General features: G+C 65.9%; 7 protein-coding genes and 1 pseudogene. 2 read left to right on the plus strand and 6 right to left on the minus strand.

Annotated features, from left to right (window positions below; genetic code table 11):
- The 5 genes from kleA to ETQ85_RS25440 form a co-directional block, all read right to left on the minus strand.
- Positions 1-219: stable inheritance protein KleA (kleA, locus tag ETQ85_RS25420; RefSeq protein ID WP_148581786.1), on the minus strand; the 219-nt coding region annotated here is incomplete at its 3' end.
- 157 nt (positions 220-376) lie between these two features.
- Entirely contained in the window at positions 377-634 is a 258-nt protein-coding gene (gene korC / locus ETQ85_RS25425; protein ID WP_011114067.1) for a transcriptional repressor KorC, read from the minus strand.
- 16 nt (positions 635-650) lie between these two features.
- Positions 651-1,859 carry a hypothetical protein gene (locus tag ETQ85_RS25430; RefSeq protein WP_011114068.1) on the minus strand — a complete coding sequence of 403 codons (1,209 nt, stop codon included), beginning with the start codon at positions 1,857-1,859 and terminating at the stop codon, positions 651-653.
- Between the two features lie 11 nt (positions 1,860-1,870).
- Positions 1,871-2,089 (minus strand): hypothetical protein, encoded by a 219-nt coding sequence (locus ETQ85_RS25435; RefSeq protein ID WP_012478187.1) that lies wholly within the window; start codon positions 2,087-2,089, stop codon positions 1,871-1,873.
- A gap of 44 nt (positions 2,090-2,133) precedes the next feature.
- Positions 2,134-2,562 (minus strand): antirestriction protein, encoded by a 429-nt coding sequence (locus ETQ85_RS25440; protein WP_011114069.1) that lies wholly within the window; start codon positions 2,560-2,562, stop codon positions 2,134-2,136.
- Between the two features lie 172 nt (positions 2,563-2,734).
- Between ETQ85_RS25440 and ETQ85_RS25445 the strand changes: the two genes are divergently transcribed.
- Together ETQ85_RS25445 and ETQ85_RS25450 are read left to right on the plus strand one after the other, a co-directional pair.
- A complete protein-coding gene (locus ETQ85_RS25445) occupies positions 2,735-2,998 on the plus strand; it encodes a type II toxin-antitoxin system RelB/DinJ family antitoxin (protein WP_011114070.1) in 264 nt (87 codons plus the stop codon).
- Positions 2,985-3,266 (plus strand): type II toxin-antitoxin system YafQ family toxin, encoded by a 282-nt coding sequence (locus ETQ85_RS25450; RefSeq protein WP_011114071.1) that lies wholly within the window; start codon positions 2,985-2,987, stop codon positions 3,264-3,266. The genes ETQ85_RS25445 and ETQ85_RS25450 overlap by 14 nt, the downstream gene beginning before the upstream one ends.
- Before the next feature lie 1,344 nt (positions 3,267-4,610).
- On the opposite strand, the pseudogene ETQ85_RS25475 reads toward ETQ85_RS25450, so the two are convergent.
- Positions 4,611-4,850: pseudogene (locus ETQ85_RS25475) on the minus strand (Tn3 family transposase); the annotation flags it as partial.
- Positions 4,851-4,931: the final 81 nt, after the last annotated feature.

The following is a 4,931-nucleotide window of genomic DNA, read 5'->3' on the forward strand; positions in this document are numbered from 1 at the left end:
CCACTGCACCCCAAACCCCTCCATCGACCAATGGCCCTTGGCCTGCCCCTCCAGGGAGCATCCGGCGAAGTACGCCTTGCCGCGCAGTTCCTCGGCTTTGCACACCAGCTCGGCCGCCTCGGCCATCATGGCCGCGATCTCGTCACGGCGGGCCGGGAAGTCGGTCGCTGCCGCGCCCTCCAGCTCGTCAATCCAGGGCATAATCTTGTTGTCGCTCATCGGACTTTCTCCGGTAGTTGACCTGGGCAATGTGCCCGGCCTTCAAGTGCTATATTAGGGCAAAATGCCCTAGCCTGTCAAGCACTTTAGCTAAACTTTTTTCGCTTTACCGGAATCCGAAGGCTAAACTTTAGCCGCTAAAACCTTTCCCTTGGCGTCAATCCTCTTTCCAGATCACGCCCAGCCCGGCCTGGTCGCACAGGATCGCCCATGCCGCATAGGGAATCGGGGTGTCCTCGCCGATCCAGCGGCGGATCGTGCGGTCGCCCTTCGCGCCCAGCCCCAGCGCCTTCGCGGCCTTGCTGCCGCTGAACCCGGCCAGGCGCAGCACCTCTCGGACTTCCTCGCCGGTCGGTTGCGCCCAGCGTTCGGCCGGCTTCAAGCACTCCAGCCGGATATTGGCGTCGTTCGTCATTCGTTCGTTCTCCTGGTCAAGTGATAAGCCGCAACTGGTCGAAGCCGTAGATCGACTGGATGCAGCTCGGGTCTGAATCGACCACGCGCCGGCCTGCGCGATTGGTCTTGTACGTTACCGGCCTGTCGTCGTGCGCCCACACCTGGCGGGTGTCGGGATGCACCTTCACGATGATGATGCGCTTGCCGATGTAGCGGTCGAAAACCGGGTGATGGACGCTCACGATCTCGCACCGCTGGCCGGGCTTGAACTCCACCAGGTCGGCCGGGCCTCCATCGCCATTCCTGGCGATGCTGCAGGTTGCCGCGCTCGCTCGCGGCATCGTTGTTTCCGGCGATACAGGCCCGCCCTCGCCCGGCTCGGCATCGTCGGCTTTGACGATGCTGCAGGTCATCGTCGTTTCTGGCGATGCGGGATCTCGCTCCGGGCCTGCGCCGGTGATTTTTCCCTTGGCGTCCAACCCGGCGGCCCTGGCCGCCTTGATCCTGGTCGCGGCCTCGGCCGCCCAGCGCCTGGCGATGAAGGCCCGATGCGAGGGCAGCACCACATCGACCAGGACGAACCCCGGCGGCACCAGGACGGTCGCCGGTGCGCGCCGCGCCGGCGGCTCCAAGCCGGCCAGCCAAGCGGGCAGGGGAGCATCGGCCAGGCGGTCGCGGTAGCTGGCCTCGACCATCACCGGGCGCTTCTTCTCGGCTCGCTGCGCAGCCAGGATGCCGCGCGCAACCTCGTCCACCGTCATGCAGCCCTGCGCCGTGTCGAAGTGCGAGCGGTAGCCCGTTTCGGAGATAAACGGCCTGTCCAGGTCGATGACGTGGAACTGGAAGTGGGCACCCAGCGGCCCGCCGTAGCCGGCCTCGTACTCCACCAGGGCGCGCATGTCGCCATCCGCGACCAGGAACTGGCCGCGCTGGCCCCACAAGGGCACGTCGCCAGGCACCGCCGCGCAATGGCGCTCGATGACCTGGCCGGGCGCGTCGTGGTCGGCCATGCTGCCCACGTGCGTTCCGCCGTTCATCTTCCAGATGACGGCCTCGTATCGGTCGCTGGCCGCCTCGGCGGCCGCACCGTCACCGCGCATGATCGCCGCGTCGATCTCCACCACGGCCGCCACGGCGGCGGCCAGCAGCTCGTCGCGGTCGGTGGGCAGCTCGGCCAGCAGCTCGGCCGCCGGCGCGTTCCAGTCCTGGCCCGGCTGGGCCGGCGTCTTGCGTTTCTTCGCCATCGGCCGGCCCCTCAAGTGTCAGCACGCCGCCACGCGATCACGTCGCGGGCTTCGTAGCCGTGGCGCTTGCAGTCGTCGCAGAATCCCGAGCTGAACCCCTTGTGGTTCGTGCCGATCCATGCGGCCGGCTTGCCGCATTCGTGGCCGTAGGTGCCCGGCTCGGCGTTGTGGCACTTGCCGTCCGTCGCGTAGCTGTTCGTCGGTGCCTGGGGAGCGTTGTTCCTGGTCATGGTCGCCTCCTGGAAGCCCCGGCCGAAGCCGGGGCCGCCCCTCATCAGTCAATAGCCCGGTAGATCGCGGCCGCCTCGGCGTGGCTGGCTGCGAAGCCGCGCAGGAAGTGATAGCGGTCGATCAGGGCATCGCCGGCGTCCGTGTCGGCGGCCTCGGCCGCGAGCTGACCCAGCGCGAACAGGGTTGCGACAATGCCGGCGGCGTCGGCCGACAACTCGCCTCGGAAGCCGTTGCCGTCCACCTCGATCTCCAGGCGGTCGGCCAGGTCGGGGGCCATGTAAAAACCGCCGTCCGACAAGGTGTAGTAGTGCCAATACGCGCCGCTGTAGCGTTCGCAGAGCCGGCGAAGCCAGGCATACACCAGGGCCTCGCCGCGCATCATCAGACGCGGGCCGAAGTAGGCGGGCAGGAAGTCGAGGCGCTGGGCCTCGGCGACCAGGGAAGCGGTAACGGGTTGCTCTTGGGTGTTCATCGGACTTTCTCCGGTAGTTGACCTGGGCGAAATGCCCGGCCTTCAAGTGCTATATTAGGGCAAAATGTCCTAATCGTCAAGCACTTTAGCTAAACGTTTTAGCCGCTAAACCTTGCCCTTTCCCTTGGCGTGCATTACAATGTAATTCACGAACCCAACCGGAGAACCAATCATGGCTGCAAACCAGCTCGTACAAACGCGCATCGACGGCGCGATCAAGGAAGAAGCGGCGGCCGTCCTGGCCGCGATGGGCCTTACCGTGTCCGACGCGGTGCGGCTGCTGCTCACGAAGGTGGCCCAGGACAAGGCGCTGCCCTTCGAGCCGCTGATTCCGAACGCCACCACCATCGAGGCGATGAAGGAAGCCCGCAAGGGCAAGCTGCCGCGCTTCGCCACCGTCAACGATCTGATGGCCGATCTGCATGCGGCAGATTGAGCGCACCGGCCAGTTCAAGCGCGACTACAAGCGCGAGGCGAAAGGGCAGCACCGGGCCACGCTCGACGCCGACCTGGTGCCCGTCCTGGTCGCGCTCGCCGACGACCAGCCGCTGGAACCTCGGCACCGCGACCACGCGCTGACCGGGGACTGGAAGGATCACCGGGATTGCCACGTCAAGCCCGACCTGGTGCTGATCTACCAGAAGCCCGACGCCGACACGCTGCGCCTGGTGCGCCTCGGCTCTCACTCCGAACTCGGCTTGTGATCGGCGCGGGCCTGGCCCCGCGTCTCACGTTTCATTGACACTTGAGGGGCGCTTTCCGCGCCACCGGCCGAGCTGGCCGACCCCCTTCCTTGGCGTAAAACCTGCGGCGGTGGAGCTGCTGCGATGCTTGAGGATCGCGCGGCCGGTCGAACCGCGGCGACCTGGTTGGGGAGTGTGAGGGGGCTTTGCCCCCTCGCAAGCTCTCGAACTTACTGCCTTCCGCCAGGCGCTTGCGCCTGGCTCTCCTAAGCCGTAGCGCCGAAGGCGCTCCATTGTGGGGTGAGGCCGCAAGGCGGCCGAGGGGCGTAGCCCCTGGGGGGATGGGAGGCCGCTTGCGGCCGGGTGGGATCGAGAAGGGGGGTTTCCCCCCTTCGGCGGCCGGTCATGCTGCGCGGTAGCTTGGGCCGTGTTGCCGTTTTTTTCGCCAGCCTCTGGTTAAAACTACCTGGTTATATAAAAAGGTTATAAAGACGGTTAAAAACCTGGTTAGCATGACCGAAAAACGCGCGTAAACCGTTGTCACGCCAAGGAAAAGCGCGAAGAGGCCGCCCCTCAAGTGTCAATGGATAAGCCCCCCATGTGTCAATACGCTGCCCCTCAAGTGTCAAGAACCGCGCCCCTCAAGTGTCAGTAGGGCCGCCCCTCAAGTGTCAATACCGGGGCAGGGTTCCTAACAGGGTTATCCACAACTTCGGTGGATAACTCCATGCCGATCAGGCACTTAGGCCGCCTCGGCGGCCGCCTGGACGGCTCGACCAGGCCGAAATCGGCCGCTGCCCCCCAAGTGTCAACATCGCGCCGGCCCCGCTGCCCCTCAAGTGTCAACGTCAGGGCTGCGCCGGCCGGCCTCGGCCGACTTGTCCCGAAACTGTCCACAACGGCCGCGCCGGTGGGGCAGGGCAGGGAAGGCCCCGGAAACGGGCCAGGAAGGCCCGTCAGGGCCGCAAAGCCCAGCGGCGAGGGCCACCGGCCCGGTGAGCGTCGGGAAGGCGCTGGAAGCCCGCCAGGGGCGAGACGGGCGGCTCTGCCGCCTGGCTCGATGCGCAGCACGACATAGCCGGTTCTCGCGGCCGCCGGCCGGGAGAATCCCCCGCAGCTCGGCCCCTCAAGTGTCAAAGGGTGGATCTCATCGTCAGAAGCGGCGATGCGAGATCCAGCGCCGGCGTCGGCCGTCATCGTCGGAACTGGCGATGGGGCCCTCGGTTCATCGTCAAAGGTGGCGATGGTCGACCGTGGCCAGGACGTGGCCAGCCTCGCCGGAAGTGACGATGCTGCAGCTCGACGTGCGCGAGCTGGTGCGCGGTACTGCCTGGGGTCGCCTCAGAAAACGGAAAATAAAGCACGCTAAGCCGGTTGCAGCGGTCGTAGCGGCCTGAACTTGCCCGCGCCGATCTTGGCGCTGCTGCGCCAGAGGTAATCGCCGGTGAGGTTGATGTGCTCCCAACCGAGCGGCGACAGGTACTGCAACAGCGCGTCATCAACGGCATGGCCGTTGCCACGCAGCGCGTGCGCAGCCCGTTCCAGATAGACCGTGTTCCACAACACGACGGCAGCCGTTACCAGATTGAGGCCGCTAGCCCGGTAGGGGTCTCCTCGTTTTCAGTGCAATAAGTGACGGTACGAAAAGCTAGCACTGGCGCGGAGGTGGTGTTGGTAGATCGTTGA

This window comes from Zoogloea oleivorans (assembly GCF_008107625.1).
Classification (GTDB): Bacteria; Pseudomonadota; Gammaproteobacteria; order Burkholderiales; family Rhodocyclaceae; genus Zoogloea; species Zoogloea oleivorans.